The organism is Lentzea fradiae (assembly GCF_900100955.1).
Lineage (GTDB): Bacteria > Actinomycetota > Actinomycetes > Mycobacteriales > Pseudonocardiaceae > Lentzea > Lentzea fradiae.
The window spans coordinates 480,085-506,753 of record NZ_FNCC01000004.1; the positions used below are offsets into that span (position 1 = coordinate 480,085).

At 69.0% G+C, this 26,669-nt stretch carries 27 protein-coding genes and 1 pseudogene; 19 read left to right on the top strand and 9 right to left on the bottom strand.

Translation table 11 applies throughout. The features are described from left to right. Positions 1-29 precede the first annotated feature (29 nt). The 8 genes and pseudogenes from atpA to BLT23_RS11990 all read left to right on the top strand — a co-directional run bounded on the left by atpA (position 30) and on the right by BLT23_RS11990 (position 10,441). On the top strand, positions 30-1,676 hold the full coding sequence (gene atpA, locus BLT23_RS11960) for a F0F1 ATP synthase subunit alpha (protein ID WP_090048457.1): 1,647 nt from the start codon (positions 30-32) through the stop codon (positions 1,674-1,676). A gap of 8 nt (positions 1,677-1,684) precedes the next feature. Next, positions 1,685-2,599 carry a F0F1 ATP synthase subunit gamma gene (locus BLT23_RS11965; RefSeq protein ID WP_090048459.1) on the top strand — a complete coding sequence of 305 codons (915 nt, stop codon included), beginning with the start codon at positions 1,685-1,687 and terminating at the stop codon, positions 2,597-2,599. Beyond that, complete coding sequence (atpD, locus tag BLT23_RS11970; protein WP_218133719.1) at positions 2,592-4,028, top strand: F0F1 ATP synthase subunit beta; 1,437 nt, start codon at positions 2,592-2,594, stop codon at positions 4,026-4,028. The genes BLT23_RS11965 and atpD overlap by 8 nt, the downstream gene beginning before the upstream one ends. 117 nt (positions 4,029-4,145) lie before the next feature. Continuing rightward, positions 4,146-5,864, top strand: coding sequence for a GmrSD restriction endonuclease domain-containing protein (locus BLT23_RS11975; protein WP_090048460.1), 1,719 nt, complete (start codon positions 4,146-4,148; stop codon positions 5,862-5,864). Next, positions 5,851-6,111, top strand: a pseudogene (locus BLT23_RS41610) (HipA N-terminal domain-containing protein); the annotation flags it as partial. The gene BLT23_RS11975 and the pseudogene BLT23_RS41610, both read left to right, overlap by 14 nt. A gap of 34 nt (positions 6,112-6,145) precedes the next feature. Beyond that, the gene (locus tag BLT23_RS11980; RefSeq protein ID WP_245743903.1) at positions 6,146-7,084 is read left to right on the top strand and encodes a type II toxin-antitoxin system HipA family toxin; all 939 of its coding nucleotides are present in this window, start codon (positions 6,146-6,148) and stop codon (positions 7,082-7,084) included. A gap of 121 nt (positions 7,085-7,205) precedes the next feature. After that, positions 7,206-8,714, top strand: a complete 1,509-nt coding sequence (locus tag BLT23_RS11985; protein WP_090048461.1) for an ABC transporter transmembrane domain-containing protein — start codon at positions 7,206-7,208, stop codon at positions 8,712-8,714. Then, on the top strand, positions 8,711-10,441 hold the full coding sequence (locus tag BLT23_RS11990; RefSeq protein WP_090048463.1) for an ABC transporter ATP-binding protein: 1,731 nt from the start codon (positions 8,711-8,713) through the stop codon (positions 10,439-10,441). The genes BLT23_RS11985 and BLT23_RS11990 overlap by 4 nt, the downstream gene beginning before the upstream one ends. On the opposite strand, the gene BLT23_RS11995 is transcribed toward BLT23_RS11990, so the two are convergent. Continuing rightward, the gene (locus BLT23_RS11995) at positions 10,438-11,658 is read right to left on the bottom strand and encodes a hypothetical protein (protein WP_090048464.1); all 1,221 of its coding nucleotides are present in this window, start codon (positions 11,656-11,658) and stop codon (positions 10,438-10,440) included. The two genes, BLT23_RS11990 and BLT23_RS11995, sit on opposite strands and share 4 nt — an antisense overlap. After that, on the bottom strand, positions 11,649-12,137 hold the full coding sequence (locus BLT23_RS12000) for a SigE family RNA polymerase sigma factor (RefSeq protein WP_090048466.1): 489 nt from the start codon (positions 12,135-12,137) through the stop codon (positions 11,649-11,651). Before BLT23_RS12000 ends, BLT23_RS11995 begins: the two co-directional genes overlap by 10 nt. Before the next feature lie 105 nt (positions 12,138-12,242). Between BLT23_RS12000 and BLT23_RS12005 the strand changes: the two genes are divergently transcribed. Together BLT23_RS12005 and BLT23_RS12010 are read left to right on the top strand one after the other, a co-directional pair. Beyond that, positions 12,243-12,608 (top strand): F0F1 ATP synthase subunit epsilon, encoded by a 366-nt coding sequence (locus BLT23_RS12005; RefSeq protein WP_090048467.1) that lies wholly within the window; start codon positions 12,243-12,245, stop codon positions 12,606-12,608. A 22-nt stretch (positions 12,609-12,630) separates the two neighbouring features. Further along, entirely contained in the window at positions 12,631-13,062 is a 432-nt protein-coding gene (locus BLT23_RS12010; protein WP_090048469.1) for a DUF2550 domain-containing protein, read from the top strand. A 63-nt stretch (positions 13,063-13,125) separates the two neighbouring features. Here BLT23_RS12010 and BLT23_RS12015 read toward each other — a convergent pair whose 3' ends face one another. After that, a complete protein-coding gene (locus BLT23_RS12015; protein WP_090048470.1) occupies positions 13,126-13,698 on the bottom strand; it encodes a cob(I)yrinic acid a,c-diamide adenosyltransferase in 573 nt (190 codons plus the stop codon). A 35-nt stretch (positions 13,699-13,733) separates the two neighbouring features. Here BLT23_RS12015 and murA point away from each other — a divergent pair, with 35 nt between their 5' ends. Beyond that, positions 13,734-14,999 carry a UDP-N-acetylglucosamine 1-carboxyvinyltransferase gene (gene murA, locus BLT23_RS12020; RefSeq protein ID WP_090048472.1) on the top strand — a complete coding sequence of 422 codons (1,266 nt, stop codon included), beginning with the start codon at positions 13,734-13,736 and terminating at the stop codon, positions 14,997-14,999. Here murA and BLT23_RS12025 read toward each other — a convergent pair. Continuing rightward, positions 14,989-15,276 (bottom strand): hypothetical protein, encoded by a 288-nt coding sequence (locus tag BLT23_RS12025; protein WP_090048473.1) that lies wholly within the window; start codon positions 15,274-15,276, stop codon positions 14,989-14,991. The two genes, murA and BLT23_RS12025, sit on opposite strands and share 11 nt — an antisense overlap. 103 nt (positions 15,277-15,379) lie before the next feature. On the opposite strand from BLT23_RS12025, the gene BLT23_RS12030 reads away from it, so the two are divergent. Then, positions 15,380-17,374, top strand: a complete 1,995-nt coding sequence (locus BLT23_RS12030) for a protein meaA (protein WP_090048475.1) — start codon at positions 15,380-15,382, stop codon at positions 17,372-17,374. Between the two features lie 17 nt (positions 17,375-17,391). After that, positions 17,392-18,150 (top strand): enoyl-CoA hydratase-related protein, encoded by a 759-nt coding sequence (locus BLT23_RS12035; protein WP_090048476.1) that lies wholly within the window; start codon positions 17,392-17,394, stop codon positions 18,148-18,150. A gap of 1 nt (position 18,151) precedes the next feature. Here BLT23_RS12035 and BLT23_RS12040 read toward each other — a convergent pair whose 3' ends face one another. Beyond that, entirely contained in the window at positions 18,152-18,994 is an 843-nt protein-coding gene (locus BLT23_RS12040; protein WP_090048477.1) for a helix-turn-helix domain-containing protein, read from the bottom strand. 117 nt (positions 18,995-19,111) lie between these two features. Between BLT23_RS12040 and BLT23_RS12045 the strand changes: the two genes are divergently transcribed. Further along, the gene (locus BLT23_RS12045) at positions 19,112-19,813 is read left to right on the top strand and encodes an SDR family oxidoreductase (protein ID WP_090048478.1); all 702 of its coding nucleotides are present in this window, start codon (positions 19,112-19,114) and stop codon (positions 19,811-19,813) included. On the opposite strand, the gene BLT23_RS12050 is transcribed toward BLT23_RS12045, so the two are convergent. Continuing rightward, complete coding sequence (locus BLT23_RS12050) at positions 19,810-20,220, bottom strand: hypothetical protein (protein WP_090048622.1); 411 nt, start codon at positions 20,218-20,220, stop codon at positions 19,810-19,812. The genes BLT23_RS12045 and BLT23_RS12050 overlap by 4 nt on opposite strands. After that, on the bottom strand, positions 20,217-20,798 hold the full coding sequence (locus tag BLT23_RS12055) for a DJ-1/PfpI family protein (protein ID WP_090048480.1): 582 nt from the start codon (positions 20,796-20,798) through the stop codon (positions 20,217-20,219). The genes BLT23_RS12050 and BLT23_RS12055 overlap by 4 nt, the downstream gene beginning before the upstream one ends. A 108-nt stretch (positions 20,799-20,906) precedes the next feature. Between BLT23_RS12055 and BLT23_RS12060 the strand changes: the two genes are divergently transcribed. After that, a complete protein-coding gene (locus BLT23_RS12060; RefSeq protein WP_090048482.1) occupies positions 20,907-21,827 on the top strand; it encodes a GlxA family transcriptional regulator in 921 nt (306 codons plus the stop codon). A gap of 4 nt (positions 21,828-21,831) precedes the next feature. Here BLT23_RS12060 and BLT23_RS12065 read toward each other — a convergent pair whose 3' ends face one another. After that, the gene (locus BLT23_RS12065; protein ID WP_090048483.1) at positions 21,832-22,368 is read right to left on the bottom strand and encodes an NUDIX domain-containing protein; all 537 of its coding nucleotides are present in this window, start codon (positions 22,366-22,368) and stop codon (positions 21,832-21,834) included. A gap of 54 nt (positions 22,369-22,422) precedes the next feature. On the opposite strand from BLT23_RS12065, the gene nucS reads away from it, so the two are divergent. Further along, on the top strand, positions 22,423-23,082 hold the full coding sequence (nucS, locus tag BLT23_RS12070) for an endonuclease NucS (RefSeq protein ID WP_090048485.1): 660 nt from the start codon (positions 22,423-22,425) through the stop codon (positions 23,080-23,082). Position 23,083: 1 nt separating this feature from the next. On the opposite strand, the gene BLT23_RS12075 is transcribed toward nucS, so the two are convergent. After that, positions 23,084-23,275, bottom strand: coding sequence for a hypothetical protein (locus BLT23_RS12075; protein ID WP_090048486.1), 192 nt, complete (start codon positions 23,273-23,275; stop codon positions 23,084-23,086). A 191-nt stretch (positions 23,276-23,466) separates the two neighbouring features. Here BLT23_RS12075 and BLT23_RS12080 point away from each other — a divergent pair, with 191 nt between their 5' ends. The 3 genes from BLT23_RS12080 to BLT23_RS12090 all read left to right on the top strand — a co-directional run bounded on the left by BLT23_RS12080 (position 23,467) and on the right by BLT23_RS12090 (position 26,666). After that, entirely contained in the window at positions 23,467-25,158 is a 1,692-nt protein-coding gene (locus BLT23_RS12080) for a sodium:solute symporter family protein (protein ID WP_090048623.1), read from the top strand. Positions 25,159-25,169: 11 nt separating this feature from the next. After that, a complete protein-coding gene (locus BLT23_RS12085) occupies positions 25,170-25,406 on the top strand; it encodes a hypothetical protein (RefSeq protein ID WP_090048488.1) in 237 nt (78 codons plus the stop codon). Between the two features lie 240 nt (positions 25,407-25,646). Continuing rightward, positions 25,647-26,666: a hypothetical protein gene (locus BLT23_RS12090; RefSeq protein WP_143035908.1), complete on the top strand. Its 1,020-nt coding sequence runs from the start codon at positions 25,647-25,649 to the stop codon at positions 26,664-26,666. Positions 26,667-26,669: the final 3 nt, after the last annotated feature.

Genomic DNA, 26,669 nt, shown 5'->3' on the forward strand with positions numbered 1-26,669 from the left:
AGAAACGTTGAAGTGAGAGCAGGAACGACATGGCGGAGCTGACGATCTCGTCGGACGAGATCCGCAGTGCGATCGAGAAGTACGTCTCGAGCTACTCCCCGGAGGTCAGCCGGGAAGAGGTCGGTACCGTCTCCGAGACCTACGACGGCATCGCCATCGTCGAGGGCCTTCCGGGCACGATGACCAACGAGCTGCTCGAGTTCCCCGGTGGCGTCCTCGGCGTCGCCCTGAACCTCGAGGTCCGCGAGATCGGTGCGGTCATCCTCGGTGACTTCGACAAGATCGAAGAAGGCCAGGAGGTCCGCCGCACGGGCAAGGTCCTCTCCGTGCCGGTCGGCGACGGCTTCCTCGGCCGTGTCGTCAACCCGCTGGGCCAGCCGATCGACGGCCTGGGCGACATCGTCGCCGACGACAACCGCGCCCTCGAGCTGCAGGCCGCGACCGTGCTGCAGCGCCAGCCGGTGTCCGAGCCGATGCAGACCGGCATCAAGGCCATCGACGCCATGACGCCGATCGGCCGCGGCCAGCGCCAGCTGATCATCGGTGACCGCAAGACCGGCAAGACCGCGGTCTGCATCGACACGATCATCAACCAGAAGAAGGCGTGGGAGTCGGGCGACCCCAAGCAGCAGGTCCGCTGCGTCTACGTCGCCATCGGCCAGAAGGGCTCCACCATCGCGGGCGTCAAGACCGCGCTGGAGGAGGCGGGCGCGCTCGAGTACACGACGATCGTCGCCGCCCCGGCCTCGGACTCCGCCGGCTTCAAGTGGCTGGCGCCGTACACCGGCTCCGCCATCGGCCAGCACTGGATGTACCAGGGCAAGCACGTCCTCATCATCTTCGACGACCTGACCAAGCAGGCCGAGGCGTACCGCGCGATCTCGCTGCTGCTGCGCCGCCCGCCGGGCCGCGAGGCGTACCCCGGCGACGTCTTCTACTTGCACTCGCGTCTCCTCGAGCGTTGCGCGAAGCTGTCGGACGAGCTCGGCGGCGGTTCGATGACGGGTCTGCCGATCATCGAGACCAAGGCGAACGACGTGTCGGCGTACATCCCGACCAACGTCATCTCGATCACCGACGGTCAGTGCTTCCTCGAGTCCGACCTGTTCAACGCCGGTGTCCGCCCGGCCGTCAACGTGGGTATCTCCGTCTCCCGCGTCGGTGGTGCCGCGCAGATCAAGGCGATGAAGTCGGTCGCGGGCTCGCTGCGCCTCGACCTGTCGCAGTTCCGCGAGCTGGAGGCGTTCTCCGCGTTCGCGTCCGACCTCGACGCCGCCTCGCGCGCCCAGCTGGACCGCGGTGCCCGTCTGGTCGAGCTGCTCAAGCAGGGCCAGTACTCGCCGGTCCCCGTCGAGGAGCAGGTCGTCGAGATCTTCGCCGCGACCAAGGGCTACCTGGACGACGTCGCCGTCGGCGACATCCGCCGGTTCGTCGCCGAGTTCAAGGACTCGCTGCGCCGCAACCACGCGGACGTGCTCAACGGCATCGTCGAGACCAAGGTCTTCTCCGACGACTCGCAGAGCCGGGTGGCCGACGCGATCGCCGAGTTCAAGAAGCAGTTCACCGCTTCGGACGGCTCGACGGTCGTGAACGAGGCTCCGGAGAAGGCGATGGACGCCGACAAGGTCGGCCAGGAGTCGGTGAAGGTCCACAAGCCCGAGCCCACCGAGAAGTGATCTGAGCCATGGGAGCACAGATTCGGGAGCTCCGCCAACGGATCCGAACGGTCAACTCGACCAAGAAGATCACGAAGGCGTACGAGCTCATCGCGACGTCTCGCCTCGCCAAGGCGCAGACCAGGGTCGCGGCTTCCCGGCCGTACGCGGACGAGATCACGAACGTCCTGTCCGCGTTGGCCGAAGCCTCGGCCAACCTCGACCACCCGCTGCTGACCGAGCGGCCGAACCCCAAGCGCGCCGCGGTCCTGGTCGTCACCAGCGACAAGGGCATGTGCGGTGGCTACAACGCGAACGTCCTCAAGGCCGCGGAGCAGCTGCTGCAGCTGCTCCGGTCCGAGGGCAAGGAGCCGGTGCTGTACGTGACCGGCCGCAAGGGACAGGGCTACTACCAGTTCCGCCGCCGCGAGGTCACGGGGGCGTGGAGCGGGTTCTCGCAGACCCCGCACTACGTCAACGCGGTCGAGGCCGGTGACGCGCTGGTGAAGGCGTTCCTGGAGGGCACGGAGAACGGTGCGCAGGGCGTGGACGAGATCCACATCGTGTACACCGAGTTCAAGTCCATGCTGAGCCAGACGCCGACCGCCCGCCGGATCGCTCCGATGGAGGTCGAGTACACCGGCGAGACCCCCAAGGGTCCGCGCGCGGTGTACGACTTCGAGCCCAGCGCCGAGGCGCTGCTCGGCGCGATGCTGCCGAAGTACGTGAAGACGCGCCTGTTCTCGGCCATGCTGGAGGCGGCGGCTTCGGAGTCGGCGGCTCGTCGCACGGCCATGAAGGCCGCGACGGACAACGCGACGGAGCTGGTCCGGAACCTCAGCCGGGCGGCGAACTCGGCCCGTCAGGCCCAGATCACCCAGGAGATCAGCGAGATCGTCGGTGGCGCTGCCGCGCTTACCGGTGGCGCAGGAAGTGATGAGTGACATGAGTGCTACTGCCACCACCACCCGCACCGGCCGTGTGGTCCGGGTGATCGGTGCGGTCGTCGACGTGGAGTTCCCGCGCGACGCCGTGCCGGAGCTGTTCAACGCCCTGAACGTGGAGATCACGTTCGAGGCCGTCGCCAAGACGCTGACCCTCGAGGTCGCGCAGCACCTCGGCGACAACCTCGTCCGCACCATCTCGATGCAGCCGACGGACGGTCTCGTCCGCGGTGCCACCGTCACCGACACCGGCCGCGCCATCTCGGTCCCCGTCGGCGACATCGTCAAGGGCCACGTCTTCAACGCCCTCGGCGACTGCCTCGACCAGCCGGGCCTCGGCCGCGACGGCGAGCAGTGGGGCATCCACCGCAAGGCTCCGTCGTTCGACCAGCTCGAGGGCAAGACCGAGATCCTGGAAACGGGCATCAAGGTCATCGACCTGCTCACCCCGTACGTCAAGGGCGGCAAGATCGGCCTGTTCGGCGGCGCGGGTGTCGGCAAGACCGTGCTGATCCAGGAGATGATCACGCGTATCGCGCGTGAGTTCTCCGGCACGTCGGTCTTCGCCGGCGTCGGTGAGCGCACCCGTGAGGGCACCGACCTCCTCCTCGAGATGGACGAGATGGGTGTCATCCAGGACACCGCCCTGGTGTTCGGTCAGATGGACGAGCCGCCGGGCACGCGTATGCGCGTCGCCCTGTCCGCTCTCACGATGGCGGAGTACTTCCGCGACGTGCAGAACCAGGACGTGCTGCTCTTCATCGACAACATCTTCCGCTTCACCCAGGCCGGTTCCGAGGTGTCGACCCTGCTGGGCCGCATGCCTTCCGCCGTGGGTTACCAGCCGACGCTGGCGGACGAGATGGGTGAGCTCCAGGAGCGCATCACCTCGACCCGGGGTAAGTCGATCACCTCGCTGCAGGCCATCTACGTGCCCGCGGACGACTACACCGACCCCGCCCCGGCGACCACCTTCGCCCACCTGGACGCGACGACGGAGCTTTCCCGTCCGATCTCCCAGAAGGGCATCTACCCGGCCGTCGACCCGCTGTCGTCGTCGTCTCGAATCCTCGAGCCGTCGATCGTCGGCGAGGAGCACTACCGGGTCGCCCAGGAGGTGAAGCGAATCCTGCAGAAGTACAAGGAGCTGCAGGACATCATCGCCATCCTCGGTATGGACGAGCTCTCCGAGGAGGACAAGGTCCTCGTCGGTCGCGCGCGTCGTCTCGAGCGCTTCCTCGGCCAGAACTTCTTCGTCGCGGAGAAGTTCACCGGTCAGCCGGGTTCGTTCGTGCCGATCAAGGACACCGTCGAGGCGTTCGACCGCGTCTGCAAGGGCGAGTTCGACCACTACCCGGAGCAGGCGTTCTTCTCCTGCGGCGGGTTGGACGACGTCGAGGCCAACGCCAAGAAGCTGGCCGGCAACTGAGCCAGCTCTCTTCCTGTCAGCAGGGCCGGAACCCGGAAGGGTTCCGGCCCTGCTGCGTTTATTGCGCGCGTTTGTCAGCGCCACCTGCAATCCTTGACGTGAACTTGGGAGGAAACGGTGCTAGGTGGACTCGGCAGCGAGCAGACCGCGACTTCGTTCGACGTGGAGAGCCTCGTCAAGTGGACGTGGGACGGACGTATTCGTGTTCCGTACTTCCAGCGTGACTTCCGCTGGGGCCAGCAGGATGTGACGCGTCTCTTCGACAGTATCGTCAAGCGCTATCCGATCGGCAGCTTGTTGCTGTGGCAGAAGCCCGCTCCAGCGGACGAACTTGTCCTCGGCAATCTACGTGTGAGCGCTGCCGAAACCAGCCGGGCGCATTTCGTGGTCGATGGTCAGCAGCGGCTTGTCAGTCTCGCCAACGCCTTGCACCGCGAAGGCTCTCGGCGCGCGCCGTTTTCGCTGTTCTACGACCTGCACGAGCAGGCGTTCACCACGAAGGGCTCGACTGTCAGGGGGGCGACCGCCAAGCCGTGGGTCGTTCCGCTGCCGGTCCTGTTCGACCTGCAGGAGTTGTTGCGGTGGTTCGCGGACAACCCCGCGATCGGCGATCGCCTCGATCAGGCGACCGAGATCGCGAAGATCCTGCGGCAGTACCAGGTTCCGGCGTATGTCGTCAGCCACCACGACGAGCACGTTCTGCAGGACATCTTCGACCGGATGAACAACTACGGCAAGCGGCTGACGAAGGCCGAGGTTTTCTCCGCGCTGAACTCGAAGAGCGGAACGGCAAGCGATGACAACTTCGACTTCTCCCTCATCGCGGATCGGGTCGCCGCCGATCTGAACTTCGGGAAGATCGACGAGAACACGGTGCTGAGGGCACTGCTCGCCAGGCGAGGTCCGGACGTCGAACGAGAGATCAGGCTTGAGTTCTCACCTGATCGGAAGGGACAGGTGGACTTTCCTCTCGAGGAGAAGGACACCTTCTTCCAAGAAGGAGAAGCGGCTCTGGTGCGCGCCGTGCGGTTCCTCCAGGAGGTGGCCGGCGTTCCGCACATCACGATGGTCGCGTACAAGTTCCTGCTCATCGTGCTGACCAGAGTGTTCGCGCACCACCCGGACCCTGATCCTCGTAACCTCCAGCTGTTGCGTCGCTGGTACTGGCGCACAGCCCTGGCAGGCCCCAGCCTGTTCAAAGGCAGCACCACCGGCACGACCCGGCAGCTCACCAACCGGGTGCGGCCGGGGGACCTGTCCGGCACGGTTCAGGATCTGTTGGCGACGGTTCCCGGCAACAGGTACCCGCTGCCTGATCTGGGCAAGTTCTGGACGAACGTGGGCGAGGGCAAGATTGTGCTCGCCGCGTGGTGGAACGCTGGGCCGAGATCACTTCTCACGGGGGAGCAGTACGAACAGGCAGAGTTGTCAGCGGCGCTCCAGGACAGCAGCACCGCGGCGAACGCGGTGCATACGGTGTTCGATCGTCGCATCGTGCGGGAAACTCTGCGCAGTTCGGCTGCGAACCGCATCCTCGCTCCCGACGAAGGGCTCCCCAAAGAGGGGATCGACACCGAACTGATGAGCAGGCCGTTGAACATGGGCGATGAGGCATGGGCGACTGTCTTGAACACCCATGCGATCACGCCGCCGATGTCGGAGCTTCTGGCCAACGGCCGTGTGGAAGAGTTCATCGCGAGCAGGAGGAGTCTTCTCGAGAAGCAGTTGGAGCAGTTCCTCCAGCGAATGTGCGAATGGGATTTCGAGAACACTCCGCCGCTGGAGGACCTCGTGATCGACGAGGGGCAGGACGAGGACGAAGATGGTTCTTTCTGAGTCCCGTTTCGAAGTGCGTCTGCACGGCCGGCGCGTGGGCACTCTTCACCAGCGTGGTGATCACACCCGGTTCGTCCTGGCTGACGCGTACGTGGACGATCCTGAGCGTCCTGTCCTCGGGTTGGTGTTCGAGCAGGACCTCTCTGCCGTTCATGCCGCGGCGTTGCGGCTGCCTCCGTGGTTCTCCAACCTGCTTCACGAAGGCGTGCAGCGTCGTTGGATCGCCACGGCACGGCACGTGTCACCTGACCGAGAGATGGAACTGCTCGCGGAGGTCGGGTATGACCTACCCGGAGCTGTGCGGGTTGTTCCCGCCCGGCGAAGAGGCACCGGATCTCGATTGGGACACCGCTCCCGCTCCCCGGCTGACCGCGCGGTCCGAGAACGACTACCGCCGGCTCAAGTTCTCACTCGCGGGCGTGACCATGAAGTTCTCGATGGTGGCGACCGGTGAGCGGCTCACCTTGCCTGCGTACGGCGAGGGCGGTGACTGGATCGTCAAGCTGCCGGACAGCGAGTTCCCCCACGTACCGCACAACGAGTACGCGATGATGACCCTGGCGGCGGCTTGTGGCGTTGAGGTGCCCGACGTGCGGTTGGTGCACCGGGAACAGATCGACGGACTACCTGATCGCCTGTGGCCCAACGGAGAGTCGTGGGCCTACGCCGTGAGACGGTTCGATCGTGACGAGAATCGGCGCTTGGTCCACATCGAGGATCTGGCGCAGGTGAGGAACTTCTACCCGCCCGCCAAGTACCAGGGCAACTTCGAGACGGTTGCCGCGTTGATCTACCGGCGTCATGACCTTGCCGCGTTGCAGGAGTTCGCAAGACGGCTTGCCTTCAACATCCTGATTTCGAACGGCGATGCCCATCTGAAGAACTGGTCGTTGATCTACCGCGATCCCCGCGTGCCCACGCTTGCCCCCGCGTACGACCTGGTGTCCACCGCTCCGTACATGGAGCGCGAGGATCTCGGACTGAAGTTCGGTGGTTCGAGGCGGTTCGAACGAGCGTCGCTCGGCACTTTCAAGCTGCTGGAACACCGCATTGGTGTGTCGGGTGCGGACCTGGTCGAACACGCCGCTGAGACCACGGATCTGGTGCGCACGCGGTGGCCGGAGCTCGCGGACACGCTCATGCCGGATCCCAAGCTGCGGGCGGCGATCACGAACAGCATCGACCAGCGGTTGCGCACCTTGCTGGTCTCCTCTGACTAGCTTCGCGTTGTCGCGATGCCGGTAGGGCCGTTCCTCCTTTGTGGAGGGACGGCCCTACCGGCGTTCCGGGCCTTGAGCGAAATCGGTCGTGCCGCGCGGCGGGTGGTGGCAGGGTCGGGGCATGGGCCGACACGCACCGTACGACGATCCGGGCACACCGGACGTTCGATCGCCCTGGCGGTACCTGTGGTGGCTGGTGCTCGCGCAACGCCGCAGGGTGCTCGCCGGAGCGTGGTGGGGGTCGTTGTGGATGTGCGGGCTGGTCCTGCCGCCCTACCTCATCTCCAGGGCCATTGAGGACGGTCTGCGCGGCGGTGACCGCACGGCGCTGGTGTGGTGGTGCGCGGCGCTCACCGTCGTGGTGGCGCTGCTGGCGTTGATCGGGGTGGCCCGGCACCGCACGATGACGCTGGTGCGCACGGATGCCGCGCTGCGCACGGCCCAACTGGTCGTGGAGCACGTCACCAGGCTCGGCGGGGTGGTGCGGCGCAAGCTGTCCGCTGGCGACCTGACGTACCTGCAGAACGGCGACACGACGCGGATCGCGCACGCGCTCACCAGCACGGGGCCCGGTGTGGGGGCGGTGGTCGCGTACGCGGTCACGGCGGTGCTGCTGGTGCGGATCTCACCGGTGGTCGCGGTGGTGGTGCTGCTGGGCGTGCCGGTGCTGGCGGTGGTCACCACGCCCGTCCTGCGGCGGCTGCACGTGGTGGAGGCCGGGTACCGGCAGAGCCAGGGCGAGCTGAGCTCGCGGGCCGGGGACATCGTGGCCGGGCTGAAGGTGCTGTCCGGGATCGGCGGCAAGCCGGCGTTCGAGGAGCGTTTCCGGGCCAAGTCGCGGGACGTGCTGCGCGACGGGTACCGGGTGTCGGTCTGGCTGAGCTGGGTGCAGGTGCTGTGGGGGCTGCCGACGCTGTTCCTCGGTGTCGTCACGTGGATCGTGGCGCGGATGGCCGTGAGCGGCGCCATCACGGTCGCGGAGATGGTCGCGGTCTACCTGTACGTCGGGACGCTGATCGTGCCGGTGAGCTTCTTCGTGGAGGGTGCGGACGCGATCCCGCGGGCGCTGGTGTCGGCGCGCCGGGTCGTGGATCTTCTGAGCCTGCGGCCGGAGGAGCGTTCCGGCGACGGTGAGCCCTTGGAGGTGAAGCCCGGTGCGTTGACGGTGCTGGTCTCCTCGGACGCGGCGGCGGCTCGGGAGGCCGTGGAACGGTTGCCTGGACAGGTCGTCGTGGCGGACAACGACGACTACCTGTTCCCCGGACCGGTGCGGGAGGCGGTGTCGGTGGGGGAGCACGACGACGCCTCGGTGCGGCGGGCGATCTGGGCCGCGGCGGCGGGTGACGTCGTGGAGGCGATGCCGGACGGGCTCGACTCGCACCTGGAGTCGCAGGGGCGCAACGTGTCCGGCGGGCAGCGCCAGAGGCTGCGGCTCGTGCGGGCGTTGCTGAGCGACCCGGAGGTGCTGGTGCTCGTGGAACCGACGTCGGCACTGGACGCGGTGACCGAGGCCGCGGTGGCCGAGCGCGTCAAGGAGGCCAGGCGCGGGCGGACCACGGTGGTCGTCTCGTCGTCGCCGCTGTGGGCGGGACAGGCCGACGAAGCGCTGTGCCTGGAGGGAACCCGATGACGCGGCTGCCCATCGCGGAGCGGCACGAGGTGCGGCGGGCGGCCGTGCGGCTGCTGCGCGGCGAACGGCGGGCGCTCGCCGTGGTCCTGGTGCTGACGTCGCTGGCGGCGTTGACCGGGCTGGTGGCGCCGTACCTGGTCGGCAAGATCGTCGGCGGCGTCGAGGACGGCACGCTGACGCTGTCCACTGTGGACATGATCGCGCTCGGGGTGCTCGCCTCCGCGGTCGTGCACCTGTTCCTGGTGCGCTACAGCGGGTTGCAGACGTTCCGGCTCGGTGAGCGGTTCCTGGCCTCGTTGCGCGAGGAGGCGGTGACGCGCTCGCTCGCGCTGCCCGCGCGGGTCGTGGACCGGCTGAGCACCGGCGACCTGCTCACCCGCGTGACCAGCGACGTCGGTGTCGTCGGGCAGGCGCTGCGGGACGGCGTGCCGGAGGTGTTCACCGGGACGGTGAACCTGCTGGTCGTGCTCGTGGCGACGTTCGTGCTGGACCCGGTGCTGGGCCTGGCCGCGCTCGCCGGGATGCCGTTCGTCGCGTGGGTGCTGCACTGGTACCTCAAGCGGGCGCGTCCCGCCTACCTCGCGGAGAGCCAGGCGGCGGGTGACGTGGCGGAGATCTCCGCGGCCGTCGGCGAGGGCAGCAGGACGATCCAGACCTACGGGCTGCGCGACCGGTTGGTGGGGAAGGCGCACGCCTCGATCGCGTCCCACTACGACGCCCGGCTGCGGACGTTGCGGCTGCGCAACGTGCTGTTTCCGGTCATCAACTTCGTCAGCATGGTCCCGACCGCGCTGGTGCTGCTCGCCGGTGGCCTGTTCTACGCGGGGGACGCCGTCGAGATCGAGGTCGTCGTCACCGGCAGCCTCTACGTGTGGCGGCTCGTGGAACCGTTGGAACGCATCATGATGTGGGTCGAGTTCCTCCAGCGCGGCGCGGCGTCCTTCGCACGGGTCGAGGGGATCGGGGCGAACGCCGAAAGCGCGCCCGCGGTCGGTGAACCGGAGAGCGACCTCGTGGAGGTGCGCGGCGTCCGTTACTCCTATGTGGACGGACACGAGGTGTTGCACGGCGTCGACCTCGTGGTGCGGCCCGGCGAACGGCTCGCGGTCGTCGGTGTGTCCGGTGCCGGGAAGTCGACCCTGGGCCGGTTGATCGCCGGGGTGGACCGGCCGTCGGAGGGGTCGGTGCGCGTCGGCGGCGTGCCGGTGGCCGACCTCGCGGCGGCGGGTGAGCAGCCGATCGTGCTCGTGACGCAGGAGCACCACGTGTTCATCGGGACTCTGCGGGAGAACCTGGCGCTCGCCGTGCCGGACGCCTCGGACGACCGGCTCGTGGAGGCGTTGCGGACCGTGGACGCGCGGTGGTTCGACGACCTGCCGGACGGGCTCGACACGCCGCTCGGCGCGGGCGGACTGGAGCTCGATCCCGCGCAGGCGCAACAGCTCGCGCTCGCCAGGGTCGAGGTCGCCGACCCGCACACGCTGGTGCTGGACGAGGCGACGTCGTCACTCGACCCGGCCACAGCGAGGCACGCCGAGCGCGCGATCGCGGCCGTGCGGGGGAGTCGCACGGTGATCGCGATCGCGCACCGGCTGCAGACCGCGCGTGATGCCGACCGGATCGCGGTCGTCGACGCGGGCCGCGTCGTGGAACTGGGATCCCACGACGACCTGGTGGCCAGGAACGGCACCTACGCGACGCTCTGGCGTTCCTGGCACGGTGACTAGGGAAGGGGCACGACCTTGGGGGTGTCGCCCTCCCAGACAGTCACCTCCGTCGTGCCCGCGGGTGCGAGCCAGGCGTCGGGGCGCTCGTCCGGGCCGATGCGCGTGCCGTACCGGATGACGAACGTGCCCTGGCCGTCCGGCAGCGGCACGAGCATGGGCTCCACCGCAGAGACCGGCCCGCCGAGCACAGCGGCGCTGAACTCGCCGTCCGGCCGGTGGATCAGGCCGTACAGCTCACCGAGCGACTCGATCACCTCGGCATGCCTTCCGTCCGGCAGCCACGCGTGCGCCATCCACGCGCCGATGTCGTTCCACCCGACCGCGTAGTCGAGGAACGCCTTCTCACGCAGCTCCTGGTCCGGCGACAGCGCACGGGCCGGTGGCGTCAAAGGTGCGCCCTCCGGCAGGTCCGCCGCGAGCAGCCGGCCCTTCCAGCCGAGGCCGGGGTGAGGGTAGAACGCGTTGTCGGGACGCTTGTCCTCCCTCGCGGTCAGCGGCTCGCGCGTGAAGTCGTCCGGCGCCGGGGCCGTGTCGCCGCGGACGAACACCGGCCGGTCGGACTGCTTCGCGCTCACCACCGCGACCCCGCCGGGCCCCGTGGCCTCCTGCCAGGCGCGCGTCAGGCGGCCGTCGCCGCCCCTGACCGGGTTGACCGACCAGAACACCCTGCTGCCCAGCGTCTGCACGATGTGGGTGGACCGCTCCTTGCCGAGCTGGAACAGCCCGGACTCGCGGCCGAAGTCGATCTCCCGGTCCACCACGTTGCCCCCGGACACGAGCCCGACGACGGTGCGGGACTCCGACTGGCCGTCCAGCCGCACGGCCTGGGCGACCAGCGCCGCCGGGCCCTCCGGCGTGGTGCCGGCCCAGAAGACGTTCGCCTCGGCGGAGAGGTCCTTCACCTGCCCGGCCTGCCGCCACGACTGCTCGGGGCCGTTGTTCCACGTCGCCAGCGCCCGCGAGACGAAGTCCGCGTCCCCGGCGAGGTCACCGGCCGGTGCCGCGGTCAGCCGGTGGTCGCCCGAGTCGGGCGGCAGCGTGGACGACCGCGTGAGCACCACCCCGGTCACCACCCCCGCGAGCAACGCCACCGCCGCCGTCACCGCGACCAGCTTGCGCGTCTGCCTGCGCCGTGCCCCTGCCATGACGTCCCCCACGAATCCCGGCCGCACGTCGAGGTCCGCCGTCGCCGCCTCCATCGCCTGCTTCAGCTCCACGTCAACACCTGCTCACCCATGAGCTCCCGCATCCGCGCGAGCCCGCGCGAGGTCTGGCTCTTCACCGTGCCGACACCACAGCCGAGAGCGCGAGCCGTGTCGGCTTCGCTGAGGTCGTCGAAGAACCGCAGCACCAGAACGGCACGCATCTTCTTCGGCAACTGCGCCAGTGCTCGCACGACCGTCTCCGAGTTCACGACCCGTTGCTCATGTCCCGCTGTGACCGGCGTCTCCGCGTGCTCGAACGGCGCCTCCGGCTTGCGGGCCCGCCGCCGCCACCTGTTCGCCGCCGCGTTCGCGATCGATGCGCGCGCATAAGCCTCGGGTGAGGTCTTGATCCGGCGCCACTTGCCGTACATGCCCATGAGAACGTCCTGCAGGATGTCCTCGGCAGCGCCTCTGTCTCCGCCGCACAGCAGGTAGGCGGTGCGCAGCAAGCTTTGTGAGCGCAACGCCACGAAGTCCTCGAAGTCCTGCATGTCCCCCTCCGGCGGTTGTCGAAGGTACTGACACCGGGCGGGGCGGCGAGGTTGTCAGGCGACCGTTTAGACTCAACCCGACTCCAGACGACGAGGGAGATACGCGTGGCCGAGATGACCGTTGAACTGGTCGCCGTTGAACGCCGTTTGTGGTCCGGTACGGCCACCTCCGTTTCGGCGCAGACGACCGAGGGCGAGATCGGCATCCTGCCCGGTCACGAGCCCGTGCTGGGCCAGCTGGTCGAGGGTGGCGTGGTGCGCATCCGCACGACCGACGGTGGCCTTGTCACCGCCGCCGTGCACGGTGGCTTCCTGTCCGTGACCGGCTCGGGCGTGTCGATTCTCGCCGAGGACGCCGACCTCGCGGACGAGATCGACGTGAACGCGGCGCGGTCGGCGCTGCAGGACGCGGACGACGCCGAGCGCGCACGGGCGGCAGCGCGCGTGCGGGCCGTGGAACAGTCGGCCTGAGACAGGGCGCGAGGGCCCAGCCGTGGGGATCACCGAGATTGCCGGACTGGTCCTTCTCGGAGTGGCGGTCATCATCTGCTACTTCGCCTGGCGCCGCGTCCGGCTGCTGCGTGAAGGCGGAGTGCACGTGGCGCTCCGCAGCCAGTTCGACGACCGCGGTCGCGGCTGGCATCTGGGTGTAGGGCACTACCGGGGCGACTCGTTCGCCTGGTTCCGCGTCCTGTCGCTCGGGTCCCGGCCCGACCAGCTGATCTCGCGGGACGGGCTGGAGATCGACGCCCGGCGGGAACCGACGGGGCCCGAGGCGTACGCGATGCCCGTCGGGGCCACGGTGCTGCGGTGCCGGTCCGGTTCCGGCGAGGTGGAGATCGCGATGGGGCCGGATGCTTTGACCGGGTTCCTGTCCTGGCTGGAGGCGTCTCCGCCGGGACGCTCGATTCCCTGGGCCTCTTGAGCTGCACCGAAGGGCGCCTCCCGCGTGGGAGGCGCCCTTCGTGGTCACCGGGTGCCGTGTGCGTCAGGCGTTCTCGCCCGGCTGCCAGAGCACGTCGCCGTCCGGGTTCGCCACCCTGGCGAGGATGAAGAGCAGGTCCGACAGGCGGTTCAGGTACTTCGCGGTCAGGACGTTGGTGTGCTCGGCGTCGGCGTCGATGAGCGCCCAGGTGCGTCGTTCCGCCCGGCGGGCGACGGTGCGGGCCTGGTGCAGGAGGGCCGCTCCCGGGGTGCCGCCGTTCAGGATGAAGGAGTCCAGTTTGCCCAGGCGTTCGTTGAACTCGTCGCAGTAGCCCTCCAGGCGGTCCACGTATGCCTGGGTGATGCGCAGGGGCGGGTACTCCGGGTCGGGGACGATCGGGGTGCAGAGGTCTGCTCCGACGTCGAAGAGGTCGTTCTGGACCTTGCGGACCACTTCGTGGACGTCCGGGGCCAGCTGGCCCAGGGCCAGTGCCACGCCCAGGGACGCGTTGGTCTCGTCGACGTCCGCGTACGCCTCGATCCGGGGGTCCGTCTTCGGGACGCGGGAGAAATCGCCCAGACCGGTCGTGCCGTCGTCGCCTACGCGTGTGTAGATCTTCGTGAGATGTACCGCCATGAGTGGCACTCTATGACCGTCCGTAGGATTGCCGCGTGAGCGAGCATTTCCGGGTACACGGTGGCGCACGGCTGGTCGGCGAAGTCGACGTCGTCGGGGCCAAGAACAGCGTTCTCAAGCTGATGGCGGCCGCCCTGCTCGCTGAGGGCACCACGACCATCACCAACTGCCCGGACATCCTCGACGTGCCGTTGATGGCCGACGCGCTGCGCAGTCTCGGGTGCCAGGTCGAGCTCGAAGGGGACGTGGCGAGGATCACCACGCCCGCCGAGCTGAGCTACCAGGCCGACTCCGAGGCGATGGGCAAGCTGCGGGCCAGCATCTGCGTGCTCGGACCGCTCGTCGGGCGGTGCAAGCGGGCCGTCGTGGCGTTGCCGGGTGGGGACGCGATCGGGTCGCGGCCGCTCGACATGCACCAGAGCGGGCTGGAGAAGCTCGGTGCCACCACGTCGATCGAGCACGGGTGCATCGTCGCCGAGGCCGAGGGGCTGCACGGCGCGCAGATCTGGCTCGACTTCCCGAGCATGGGCGCCACCGAGAACATCCTGATGGCGGCGGTGCTGGCGAACGGCACGACGGTCATCGACAACGCGGCTCGCGAGCCGGAGATCGTCGACCTCTGCCTGATGCTGACCCAGATGGGCGCGAAGGTCGAAGGGGCCGGCACGTCCACGTTGACGGTGCACGGCGTCAAGGAGCTCAAGCCGACCGAGCACCGCGTCATCGGCGACCGGATCGTCGGTGCCACGTGGGGGTTCGCCGCCGCCATGACGCGCGGTGACGTGCGGGTGCGCGGGGTGAACCCGCACCACCTCGACCTGGTGCTGGAGAAGCTGCGGATGGCGGGCGCCGAGGTGACCGTCTACGAGGGCGAGGACGAGGGCTTCCGGGTCGTCATGGAGGACAGGCCGAAGGCCGTCGACTTCGTGACGCTGCCCTACCCCGGCTTCGCCACGGACAACCAGCCGTTCGCGATCGCGCTGTCCGCGGTCGCCGAGGGCACCTCGATGATCACCGAGAACCTGTTCGAGGCCCGGTTCCGGTTCATCGACGAGATGATCCGGCTGGGTGCCGACGCGCGCACGGACGGCCATCACGCCGTGATCCGCGGTGTCGAGAAGCTGTCCAGCGCGCCGGTGTGGGCGAGCGACATCCGGGCGGGGGCCGGGCTGGTGCTCGCCGGGCTGTGCGCGGACGGGGCCACCGAGGTCTACGAGATCTTCCACATCGAGCGCGGCTACCCCGGTTTCGTGGAGAACCTCCGCAAGCTGGGCGCCGACGTGGAGCGGGTCAGCTCCTGAGCACGAGCCGCGCGTTCGCGACGTCCTGCGGGAAGACCATCACCCGGTAGGGCGCGTGGCGCGAGCGCGTGGCCCGCACGCCGTTGGCCTTCAGCTTGCGCACGAGGACCTTCGCCGCCTCCTCGGTGGGCACGAGCGCCACCTCGCTCAGCAACCCGAAGTCGGTGCCGTCCAGGTCGGGCACCGGCCGCCGGTCGTCGCCCGCGAAGTACCTCAGCACCAGTGCCAGCAAGCCGAGAACGGCGAAGACCACGACGATCTGGTAAAGGCCCGTCACCTCTCCATCATGCGCTCAGTGGACTCGATTCAGTGAGCAATCGCACGCGCGCCAACAGTTACTGGCCAGTACGCTCCGGACAACGACGTTGTGGGAGGTTGCTGTGCCGTATCCGGCTGACCGTGAACGCGACCGCCCCTGGGTGATGCGCACGTACGCGGGCCACTCCTCGGCAGCGGCGTCCAACGCGCTGTACCGCCGCAACCTCGCCAAGGGGCAGACGGGTCTCTCCGTCGCGTTCGACCTGCCGACGCAGACCGGCTACGACCCCGACGACGAGCTCGCCAAGGGCGAGGTCGGCAAGGTCGGCGTGCCGATCAGCCACATCGGCGACATGCGGCAGCTGTTCGACCAGATCCCGCTCGCGGGCGCCAACACGTCGATGACGATCAACGCGACGGCCATGTGGCTGCTCGCCCTCTACGTCACCGTGGCCGAGGAGCAGGGCGCGGACCCGGCGGCACTGGCCGGCACGACGCAGAACGACATCATCAAGGAGTACCTGTCGCGCGGGACGTACGTGTTCCCGCCGGGACCGTCGCTGCGGCTGATCACCGACATGGTCGCGTGGACCGTGTCGAACGTGCCGAAGTGGAACCCGATCAACATCTGCAGCTACCACCTCCAGGAGGTCGGCGCGACACCGGCGCAGGAGGTCGCGTACGCGATGTGCACGGCGATCGCGGTCCTCGACTCGGTGCGCGACTCCGGGCAGGTGCCGCAGGAGAAGTTCGGTGACGTCGTCGCCCGCATCTCCTTCTTCGTGAACGCCGGTGTGCGGTTCGTCGAAGAGATGTGCAAGATGCGTGCGTTCGCCCAGATCTGGGACGAGATCACGCGGGAGCGTTACGGCGTCGAGAACCCGAAGCACCGCCGTTTCCGCTACGGCGTGCAGGTCAACTCGCTGGGGCTGACCGAGGCGCAGCCGGAGAACAACGTCCAGCGCATCGTGCTGGAGATGCTCGCGGTGTCGTTGTCCCGCAACGCCCGTGCCCGCGCCATCCAGCTGCCCGCGTGGAACGAGGCGCTGGGCCTGCCGCGTCCGTGGGACCAGCAGTGGGCGCTGCGCATGCAGCAGGTGCTCGCGTACGAGACGGACCTGCTGGAGTACGAGGACATCTTCGACGGCTCGCCCGTCATCGAGGCCAAGGTGAACGAGATCCTCGCCGGTGCGCGCGAGGAGATCGACCGCGTGCAGTCGATGGGCGGTGCCGTCGCGGCCGTCGAGTCCGGCTACATGAAGTCGCAGCTCGTCTCGTCGCTCGCGGACCGGCGCCGTCGCGTCGAGTCGGGCGAGGAGATCGTGGTCGGCGTCAACAAGTTCGACACGACCGAGCCGTCGCCGTTGCAGGCCGAGGGCGCCAACGCGATCGAGACCATCGACCCGATCGTCGAGCTGCACGCCGTCGAGGCGATCCAGCAGTGGCGCGCGAACCGCGACAACGCGGCCGTCGAGGCGTCGCTGGACGCGTTGCGCGAAGCCGCCAAGACCGATCAGAACCTCGTCGAGGTGACGCTGGCGTGTGCGCGCGCCGGTGTGACGACGGGCGAGTGGTCGCAGGCGCTGCGGGACACGTTCGGCGAGTACCGCGCACCGACCGGTGTCTCCGGCGCCTCGGCTTCCGGTGAGGCCGGGTCGGAGATCGCACGGGTCAGGGACCGGGTGCGCGCGACGGGCGAGGAGATCGGCGAGCGGCTGCGGATGCTGGTCGGCAAGCCGGGCCTCGACGGGCACTCCAACGGCGCCGAACAGGTCGCCGTGCGGGCCCGCGACGTCGGCTTCGAGGTCGTCTACCAGGGCATCCGCCTGACCCCGGCGCAGATCGTGGCCGCCGCCGTGCAGGAGGACGTGCACGTCGTCGGCCTCTCGATCCTGTCCGGCTCGCACCTCGAGGTCGTGCCCGCGGTGGTCGACGGTCTGCGGGAGGCAGGCGCCGGGGACATCCCCGTGATCGTGGGCGGCATCATCCCGCCGGACGACGCCGCCAAGCTGCGCGAACGAGGCGTGGCGCGGGTCTTCACGCCGAAGGACTACGAGCTGACCGAGATCATGGACGAGATCGTCACCGTGATCCGAGAGGTGCGTTCTCCGGCCTAGGGCCTTAGATTCGCTGAATGGTCGACGTTGCCCGGGACGGGTCGGTTGTCCGCATCACGATGAACCGGGTCGCCCGGCGCAACGCGTTGTCCGCCGAGCACCTGACAGAGCTGCTGGAGGCGTTCCGCGAAGCCGGTGCGTCCGACGCGGCCGGGATCGTGCTGGGCGCCGAAGGCCCGGTTTTCTCGGCAGGACACGACTTCGCGGACGTGCACGCACGTGACGAAGAGGGCGTGCGGCTGCTGCTGGAGCTGTGCACGGTGCTGATGAAGACCATCCAGGCCGTGCCGCAGGTCGTCATCGCACGAGTGCAGGGCCTGGCGACCGCCGCAGGCTGCCAGCTGGTGGCGTCCTGCGACCTCGCCGTGGCCGCGGACACGGCAGGGTTCTCGTTGCCGGGCGGCAAAGCCGGGTGGTTCTGCCACACGCCCGCGGTGCCGGTCGCGAGGTCGATCGGCCGCAAGCGGCTGATGGAGCTGGTGCTGACCGGCGACGTCATCGACGCGGCGACGGCCGTGGACTGGGGCCTGATCAACCGCGCGGTGCCCGCCGCCGAGCTGGACACCGCCGTCGACGACCTGCTGGCACGGGCGACGCGCGGCAGCCGGGCGTCCAAGGCCGTCGGCAAGCGCACGATCTACGCGCAGCTCGACCGGCCGGAGGCGGACGCCTACGAGATCGCGCTGGCCGTCATGGCGGAGACGTCGCAGTCGCCGTCGGCCAAGGAGGGACGGGCGTCGTTCCTGGAGAAGCGCTCGCCTGTCTGGCCCGACTAGGTCACGTCGCCGCAGGCATCCACAGGGGCACGGGCACCTTCTCCCGCGCATCGGCTTCCCGCGTCGCCCGACTGGTCGCCAGCAGCTTCAACGCGTCCGCGTTCGGGCCCGGCTCGGCCTGGTAGACGACCAACGTCTGCCCACGGGCGTCCCGCACGTCGAACGCGTGGTAGCTCAGCCTCAGCGGGCCGACCGCCGGATGCACGAACTCCTTGGCGTCCTGGGTCTTCCCGCGCACCTCGTGGTGTTCCCACAAAGCGCGGAACTCGCTGCTCCTGCTCAGTTCCGCAACCATCAGCCGCAGGCGGGGCGATCTCGGGTCGGCGGTCTGCCGCAGGTGTGCGACGGTGCTTTGCGCGACCCAGTTCCAGCGCGGGTAGAAGCTCCTCGCCGCCGGGTCGAGGAACGTCATCCTGGCGGCGTTGTCGGCGGGGGAGAACGGCTCGTAGAGGGCTTCGGCCAGTGGGTTCATCGCCAGCACGTCGAGCACGCCGTTCATCACGAACGCCGGCACGTCGTGCCAGCCGTCGAGCAGCCTGCGCAGTTCGGGGCTCACGTTGTCGGTCGTGTGGCCCTCGTCGGCGGCGACTCCGGCGAGGCGGTGCAGGTGCGTTCGGGCGTCGGTGTCGAGGCGCAACGCGCGGCTGAGCGCGTCGAGGACCTGTGCGGACGGGTTGGTCTCGCGGCCCTGTTCGAGGCGGGCGTAGTAGTCGGCGCTCACGCCGGCCAGTACCGCCACCTCCTCCCGCCGCAGGCCCTTGACCTTGCGCTGGGTGTGGCTCGGCAGGCCGGTGGACTCGGGGTCGACGCGGGCGCGGTGGGCTTTGAGGAACTCGCCGAGCATGGTTCCCGAGGGTATCGGCGGTGCCCGCGTGCTGCCTGGGTGTGGCGCACCTGGGCAGCACGCGCCTCGGGCGAAGGCGTCCTGGCCGGTCCGGTGGCGCGCGCTGATCTTTGTGTCATGAGCAAAGTCGTGGTGATCAGTGGAGCTTCCAGCGGGATCGGCGAGGCGACGGCCCGCGTCCTGGCCGCCGCCGGGCACCGGGTGTTCCTCGGGGCACGTCGCGAGGACAGGCTGGCGGCGCTGGCGGCCGAGATCGGTGCCGCTCACGCGCCGTTGGACGTGACCTCGCGCGAGTCCTTCCGGTCGTTCGTGGACGCGGCCGTCGAGCGGTACGGCAGGGTCGACGTGCTGGTGAACAACGCGGGCGTGATGCCGTTGTCCCTCATGGGTTCCCTCAAGGTCGACGAGTGGGACCGCATGGTGGACGTCAACCTCAAGGGCGTGCTGAACGGCATCGCCGCCGTGCTGCCCCGGTTCACCGGCGGCGGGCACGTCGTGAACGTCGCCTCGGTCGGCGCGCACATGGTCATGCCGACCGCCGCCGTGTACTGCGCAACGAAGTACGCGGTGTGGGCGTTGTCCGAGGGACTGCGCCAGGAACGCCAGGACGTGCGCGTCACCGTGGTCTCGCCCGGCGCCACGGCGTCCGAGCTGACGGACGGCATCACCGACGACTTCGCGGCCTCGGTGATGGAGGAGTTCGTCAGGAAGGCGCTTCCGGCGTCCGCCATCGGTGAGGCCATCGCGTACGCGGTCGCGCAGCCGGCGGAGGTCGACGTCAACGAGATCGTGGTCCGGCCGGTGACCCAGGACCGTTAGGCGCCGGTGGTCGAGCCGGGCCGCAGGATCATCAGCACGGTCACGGTCGCCCACAGCAGGTTGAACACGCCCGTGTACAGGGCGAGCCGCTTCACGTCCCTGGTCCTCAACGCCTTCTCCTGACCGGGGATGACCTTGAGGACCAGCACGAACGCGGCGGCCGTCGTGAGCGCGATCGACACGACCACCCACGGGTGGCCGGTCACGCCCATCACGCCGGCCGTCGCGAACCCGAACACCGGCACCGAGATGCCGATGAGCGCGTAGACGCGGCAGATCCGGTGCAGCAGCGCCGGGTTCCCGTCCGCGGCGCGCACGGCCTTCGGGAACATGCTCGCCGCGACCGTGACCGGGCCGATCGCGATGATCGCGGCCAGGACGTGCAGCGAGAGGAACAGCTTGCTCACGCCGCCCTCCACACGGTGCCGCGGCGCTCGTGGCCGAACAGCTCCTCGACGGTCAGGGCCTGCTGGACGCCGACCTCGCGTTCGAGCAGGTACAGGCCGAGGTCGACGCCGGAGCTGATGCCGGCGGCGGTCACCAGGTCGCCGTCGTCGACGATGCGGACGCGGTGGGCGTTCACCCCCATGGACTCCAGCACGTGCAGCCCGACGAAGGTGGTGGTCGCGTTGCGGCCCTTGATGAGCCCGGCGATGGCCAGCAGCACCGATCCGCCGCACACGGTCGCGATGACCGCGTTCGTCTCCTTCAGCACCGGCCCGACCGTGGACGCGCCGGCGGCGAGCAGGGGGATCACCTCGTCCTCGGTGAAGGCGGCCGCGCCGGGGACGACAATCACGCCCCCCGCCTGCGGGTCGAGCTTCCCGGTGGCGCGCAGGGACAGCATGTCCAGCCCCGCGGGGACCTCGCGCGGTCCCTCCGCCGTCACCAGCTCGGCTTCGACCCCGCCCGCGACCAGCGTCTCGTAGGGGCCGATCGCGTCCAGCGCGTCGAAGCCGTCGAACAGCACTACCTGAGCTTTCACTTCAGCACTCCTCGCGTTCGGTGATCACACCGTAGGAGCGCGGAGACGTGGGCAGAACTGGCTGGAATGCCATGTTCCAACGGATTCTCGCCAGCTACAGTCGGGGTCGTGCACGAGGTGGCGGTGGTGGCGATGGACAGCGTGGTCCCGTTCGACTTCGCGACGCCGGTCGACGCGTTCAACTGGGTCGACCGGTACCGGGTGCGGGTCTGCGGTCCGAAGAGGACCGCCGACGCGGGCTGTTTCGAGGTGAAAGTCCCGCACGGTCTGGAAATCCTGTCCGAAGTGGACACGATCATGCTGCCGGGCCACGACCCGGACATGGTCGTGCCCAAGCCGGTCGTCGAGGCGCTGAGGAAGGCAGCGGCGCGCGGCACCCGGATCGCGTCGATCTGCACGGGCGCGTTCGTCTTCGCGGCGACGGGGCTGCTCGACGGCCTCCGCGTGACGACGCACTGGCTGGGCGCCGAGAAGCTGGCCGCCCGGTACCCGGCCCTGGAGGTCGACCCGGACGTGCTCTACGTCGACAACGGGCAGTTCCTCACGTCCGCCGGCGCCGCGGCGGGGCTGGACCTGTGCCTGCACATGATCCGGCGCGACCACGGCTCGGCGGTGGCGGCCGACGCGGCCAGGTTCGCCGTCATGCCGCTGGAACGCGAGGGCGGGCAGGCGCAGTTCATCGTGACGCCGCCCGCCACGCCTCAGGGCGCCGAGCTGGAGCCGTTGCTGAAGTGGATGGAGAGCAACGCCGCGCGCGAGCTGACGCTGGAGGACCTCGCGCGGCAGGCGGGCATGAGCACGCGGACGCTGAACCGGCGCTTCCGCGACCAGACCGGGACCACGCCGCTGCAGTGGCTGCACCGGGCGAGGATCCGCCAGGCGCAGCACCTGCTGGAGACGACGAGGGACCCGGTCGAGCTGATCGCGAGCAGGGTCGGGTTCGGGTCGGCCACGGCGTTCCGCGACAGGTTCAAGCGGATCGCCGGGACCTCGCCGCAGAGCTACCGGGCGGCCTTCCAGAGCCCTTAGCTCGTCAGGGCTGGGAGTGCTCGTGCAGCAGCAGGAGCGTGTAGGCGGCGATGGACTGGGCGTCGGTGATCTCGCCCTTGGAGATCATCAGCTCGAAGTCGGCGCGAGGGAACCAGGCCGAGCGCATGTCCTGCTCCTCGAGCTCCCGCTCGTGGAAGCCCTCGGTCAGCTCGGTGGCGAGGAAGACGCGCCCGCGCTGCGACGACATGCCGGGCGCGACGTCGAGGAGGCCCAGCTCGACGAGCTTGCCCGCGCGCAGCCCGGTCTCCTCGCGCAGCTCGCGCCTGGCCAGCTCCAGCGGGTCGGCGTCGGCGCGGTCCGGCGCGGTGCCCTGCGGGAACTCCCAGCGGCGCAGGCCGAGCGGGTAGCGGAACTGCTCGACGAGACGGATGCGCTCGCCGTCGAGCGGGATGACCAGCGCGTAGTCGGGCTTGTCGACCACGCCGTAGATGCCCTCAGTGCCGTCCGCGCGGCGGATCGGATCTTCCCTGATGGTCATCCACGGGTTTGCGTACACCAGACGGGTGCCGAGGCTTTCCACGGCACGGACCGTACCTAACGGCCGGATCGTGGACACACCCCGTAGCCTGTCGCGGTGCGTCTCGTCATCGCTCGCTGCCAGGTCGACTACGTAGGCCGACTCACCGCCCATCTGCCCATGGCCCAGCGCCTGCTGCTCATCAAGGCCGACGGTTCGGTGTCGATCCACTCCGACGACCGCGCCTACAAGCCGCTGAACTGGATGAGCCCGCCCTGCTGGCTGATCGAGGACCCGGACATCTGGACCGTGCAGAACAAGGCGGGGGAGAAGCTGATCATCACCCTCGACGAGGTGCTGCACGACTCGAAGCACGAGCTGGGCCCCGAGCCCGGCCTGCGCAAGGACGGCGTCGAGGCCGACCTGCAGAAGCTGCTCGCCGAGCACGTCACGACCCTGGGCGAGGGCTGGACGCTGGTGCGCCGCGAGTTCCCGACGCCGATCGGCCCGGTCGACCTGATGTGCCGCGACGCCAAGGGCGGCTCGGTGGCGGTCGAGATCAAGCGCCGCGGCGAGATCGACGGCGTCGAGCAGCTCACGCGGTACCTGGAGCTGCTGAACCGCGACCCGCTGCTGGCGCCGGTGGCAGGCGTGTTCGCCGCGCAGCAGATCAAGCCGCAGGCGCGGACGCTGGCCGAGGACCGCGGCATCCGCTGCGTGGTGCTGGACTACGACGCGTTGCGCGGGATCGAGCCGGACGAGTTCCGCCTCTTCTGAGTCACCGGCTGACCATCAGGCCGACGGCCTCGATCGCCGCCTGGAGCGAGTGGCCGGGGCCGGCGGTCTCCCGGGCGAGCTTGACCGCCTGCACCGGCTTGCCCGCGACGACCAGGTCCATGAGTCGGTCCAGAGTCTCGTCCGGCAGCGATTCGAGCAGGGCGAACGCGGCTTCGTCGCGCGCTTCCGTCATGCCCTGAGCCTAGGCGCCGCGGGCTCACGCACGCGCTGGTTTTCTCTCCTCCCGGCTTCAACGAGCGACCCGTCGCATGCCGTGGTTTCGTGATCACGCACACGGGGTAAGACCTCGCGCACCTGGAGTACTGTCCTCTCCTGGTCGGTGTTGTTCGACTTTGTTGGAAGTCTTGGAGGTGGGCAGTGTCGGTGTCGGTGCTGGCCGAAGCGGACCTGCGGCTCGACGCGGGGCCGCTCGACTACGCGTTGCTGGTCATCTACTTCGTGGTGGTGCTCGGCATCGGCGTCATGGCGCGGCGGTCCGTCTCCTCCAGCCTCGACTTCCTGCTGTCCGGGCGGTCCCTGCCGGCGTGGGTCACGGGTCTCGCGTTCATCTCGGCGAACCTGGGCGCGCTCGAGCTGATGGGCATGACGGCCAACGGCGCGCAGTACGGCATGGCGACGGTGCACTACTACTGGATCGGCGCCATCCCGGCGATGGTGTTCCTCGGTCTGGTGATGATGCCGTTCTATTACGGCTCGAAAGTGCGCAGTGTCCCCGAGTTCATGCGCCGCCGGTTCGGCAAACCCGCCCACCTGGTCAACGCCGTCAGCTTCGCCGTCGCGCAGGTGCTGATCGCGGGCATCAACCTGTTCGCGCTGGCGGTGATCATCGACGCGCTGCTCGGCTGGCCGCTGCCGGTGTCCATCTGCGTCGCGGCGCTGGTGGTGCTCGCGTACACGACGCTCGGTGGTCTGAGCGCCGCGATCTACAACGAGGTGCTGCAGTTCTTCGTCATCGTGGCCGCGCTGGCGCCGCTCACGATCGTCGGCCTCATCAAGGTCGGCGGCTGGCAGGGCATCGTCGAGAAGGTCACCGACTCCGAGCAGCTGAGCGCGTGGCCCGCGACGGAGCTGACCGGCATCAACAGCCCGGTGTGGAGTGTCATCGGACTCGTGTTCGGTCTTGGGTTCGTCCTGTCGTTCGGCTACTGGACGACGAACTTCGCCGAGGTGCAGCGCGCGATGAGCGCGAAGTCGATGTCGGCGGCCAAGCGCACGCCGATCATCGGCGCGTACCCGAAGGCGCTCATCCCGGCGATCATCATCATCCCGGGCATCATCGCCGCGTTGATCGTGCCGGAGATGACCCGGCTCAAGGCCGGTGACACGGACACCGGTGTGGCCTACAACGACGTGCTGCCGCTGCTCATGCGCGACCTGCTGCCCAACGGCATCCTCGGCATCGCCATCACCGGTCTGCTCGCGAGCTTCATGGCCGGTGTCGCGGCGAACGTCAGCTCGTTCAACACCGTGTTCACGTACGACCTGTGGCAGGACTACGTGAAGAAGGACCGGCCGGACGAGTACTACCTGCGCGTCGGGCGGTGGGCGACGGTCGGCGCGTGCGTGCTCGCGATCGGCACGGCGTTCATCGCCGCGGCGCTGGGCGGGTCCAACATCATGGACTACATCCAGGCGCTGTTCTCGTTCTTCAACGCGCCGCTGTTCGCGACGTTCATCCTGGGCATGTTCTGGAAGCGGATGACGCCGACGGCGGGCTGGGTCGGTCTGCTCGCGGGCACGTTCACCGCGATCTTCATCTACGCGGTCTCGGAGCCGTCGTTCGGCATCGAGCTGCTCGAGCTGCCCGGTCAGGGCGCGAGCTTCCTCGGCGCCGGTCTCGCGTTCGTGGTGGACATCCTGGTGAGCGTCGCGGTCACCGCGGTCACCAGGCCGAAGCCCGACAGCGAGCTGGTCGGGCTGGTCTACAGCCTGACGCCGAAGGAGGACAGGGCGCACGCCACCACCGGTGAGGACGCCGGCTGGTACCGCTCGCCCGCTCTGCTCGGTGGTGGCGTGATCGCCCTGACCGCTGTTCTCTACTTCGTCTTCGCCTGAGGGAGGCCGTCATGAGGTTGTTCGACCTGCGACTGATCATCGCGTTCCTCTTCGGCCTGTACGGCGTCGTACTGGTCGTCGTGGGCCTCGGGTTCACGAGCGAGGACGACCTGAGGAAGGCGGAAGGGGTCAACATCAACCTGTGGGCCGGTGTCGCGATGGCCGTGCTGGCCGTGGCGTTCGCCGCCTGGGCGCTGGTGCGGCCCCAGTTCGCGGACACCGACAAGCAGCCCCTCAAGGAGCTGTGACCGCTACGACTCCGAGCGGCCGCCGGGGTAGACGGGGTTGAACGCCTCGATCGTCCACGCGTCGAGCCAGCTGAATGCGCGGCGAATGCGGTTTCGCACGTCTCTCCTTCTCTTCGGGGTCTTCATCAGGTACAGCGCGTCGATCTTCTGAATCGTTCCCGTAGCTGAGCGTGACTTAGGCCACGGGGCAAGTCGGGGTACCGGCCACGAACGCGCGGAAAGGTCGCTACCGTGCACGTCGTGCCTCGTTTTCGTGCCACCGCCGTGGTCGCCGCCGCTGCGTTGCTGATGGCCGGCTGCGCCACCGGGCCCGGTCTCGCCAAGACCAACTCGCCCCGCCGCACCGTGCAGGCGGGGGCCGAGCGGGACCCGGCCGACCCGTCGGCGACGACCAGGCCGTCGGCGCAGCCGGGCAAGCCCGTCGACCCCGCGTTCGCCGCGGAACGGCTGCGACTGGTCGACCCGTGCGCGGTGATCGAGAAGGACCTGCTGGAGACGGTCGGCACGCCGTCGCGGTACTCGAGCAGCAACTACACGCGCTGCTCCAACTACATGAAGGACAAGGCGGGCAAGACGCTCAGCGTCACGATCGACATCGGTTACTCGCTGACGTCGACGGACCTGAAGAACGCGACGAAGACGATCGCGGGCCTCAAGAGCGGCGAGCAGAAGCTCAGCTCGTCCTGCTTCATCACCGCCGTGACGCAGGAGAGCCCCGGCATGGCCGTGCGGGTGCAGATCACGACCGGGTCGGGCAGCGAGGCGGCGGAGCCGTGCGAGCCCGGCCGCAAGGTGCTGGAGGGCGCGATCCGCAAGCTGCGCGGCAACCCGGCCAAGTACAGCCCCGGCAAGGGCTCGCCGGTCGAGGTCGACCCGTGCGAGATCGTGGACAAGGCGATGCTCTCGCCCGTGCTCGGCGCCTCGCCGCGCGCCCTGCCGTTCGGCCTGCACCAGTGCTCGTGGACGGGCCAGAGCGCCCAGATGCAGCTCGACATCAAGACCGTGCGCATCCCGAAGGACGGCAAGTTCGACAGCAAGTCCGTCGAGGTCGACCTCGGGGACGGGCTGAAGGGCTACCAGGCGTTCAAGGACACCTCGTACCCGAGCTGCGAGCTGGTCATCGTGCGCACCAAGGACACCAGCGACGCCGGTGAGATCGTGGAGTTCATCGTGGGCGGCTCGAAGTCGAAGGAGTTCGACCGCTGCGAGGCCACGCAGGCGTTCGCCAAGGCCGTGCTGCCCAAGCTGCCCTCCGCGTGAGCG

Bases quoted from the DNA above. Each gene is read 5' to 3' on its own strand.
- BLT23_RS12040 (WP_090048477.1), bottom strand. From the start codon at position 18,994: ATGCTCGGCGAGTTCCTCAAAGCCCACCGCGCCCGCGTCGACCCCGAG.
- BLT23_RS12000 (WP_090048466.1), bottom strand. From the start codon at position 12,137: ATGCAGGACTTCGAGGACTTCGTGGCGTTGCGCTCACAAAGCTTGCTG.
- BLT23_RS12045 (WP_090048478.1), top strand. From the start codon at position 19,112: ATGAGCAAAGTCGTGGTGATCAGTGGAGCTTCCAGCGGGATCGGCGAG.
- BLT23_RS12035 (WP_090048476.1), top strand. From the start codon at position 17,392: ATGGTCGACGTTGCCCGGGACGGGTCGGTTGTCCGCATCACGATGAAC.
- BLT23_RS11990 (WP_090048463.1), top strand. From the start codon at position 8,711: ATGACGCGGCTGCCCATCGCGGAGCGGCACGAGGTGCGGCGGGCGGCC.
- BLT23_RS12085 (WP_090048488.1), top strand. From the start codon at position 25,170: ATGAGGTTGTTCGACCTGCGACTGATCATCGCGTTCCTCTTCGGCCTG.
- atpA (WP_090048457.1), top strand. From the start codon at position 30: ATGGCGGAGCTGACGATCTCGTCGGACGAGATCCGCAGTGCGATCGAG.
- BLT23_RS11985 (WP_090048461.1), top strand. From the start codon at position 7,206: ATGGGCCGACACGCACCGTACGACGATCCGGGCACACCGGACGTTCGA.
- atpD (WP_218133719.1), top strand. From the start codon at position 2,592: ATGAGTGACATGAGTGCTACTGCCACCACCACCCGCACCGGCCGTGTG.
- BLT23_RS12075 (WP_090048486.1), bottom strand. From the start codon at position 23,275: ATGACGGAAGCGCGCGACGAAGCCGCGTTCGCCCTGCTCGAATCGCTG.
- BLT23_RS12015 (WP_090048470.1), bottom strand. From the start codon at position 13,698: ATGGCGGTACATCTCACGAAGATCTACACACGCGTAGGCGACGACGGC.
- BLT23_RS11980 (WP_245743903.1), top strand. From the start codon at position 6,146: ATGACCTACCCGGAGCTGTGCGGGTTGTTCCCGCCCGGCGAAGAGGCA.
- BLT23_RS11965 (WP_090048459.1), top strand. From the start codon at position 1,685: ATGGGAGCACAGATTCGGGAGCTCCGCCAACGGATCCGAACGGTCAAC.